We start from the raw sequence: 393 nt of genomic DNA, 5'->3' as shown, positions 1-393 counted from the left end.
CATTTCGAAGCCGTAGTTTTTGCCGTTAGATAGCGTCGTATCCACGTTCGAACGCTCGCCAGGAAGTGCTGAGAAAGGAACTTCTAACCAAACTACATCTTCGTTAGGCACCAATACGCCACTTACCCAGTAAGGTGTCCACGTGTAGTAAAGGATTGATTCACCCTTTTGGTAACGAGAAATTGTATCTGCAATGATTGCAGCGTAGTTACCTTGGTTGTGAGTTACCGTATCGTCCAGTTTGAACGCTGAAAGTTGGTGTTCAATCACCATCTCACAACCCCAACCTGGGTTACAGCCTGTTAGGTCTGCTTTGCCATCACCGTCCGCATCAAACAGCTTCGCGATTTTTGGATCAGTTAATTGACCAATGTTGGTGATGTTGTACTTTTC

1 protein-coding gene is annotated in these 393 nt (G+C 45.5%); it reads right to left on the bottom strand.

What is annotated here, in order from left to right:
- Positions 1-393, bottom strand: a 393-nt coding sequence (gene proX, locus AB4486_RS22945) for a glycine betaine/L-proline ABC transporter substrate-binding protein ProX (protein ID WP_372118800.1), incomplete at both ends; no start/stop codon positions are given.

The sequence above is a fragment of the Vibrio sp. 10N.222.55.C6 genome (assembly GCF_041473395.1).
Taxonomy (GTDB): domain Bacteria; phylum Pseudomonadota; class Gammaproteobacteria; order Enterobacterales; family Vibrionaceae; genus Vibrio; species Vibrio crassostreae_C.
The sequence above is the reverse complement of the archived record's forward strand: the minus strand, read 5'-3'. Positions and strand labels throughout refer to the sequence as shown.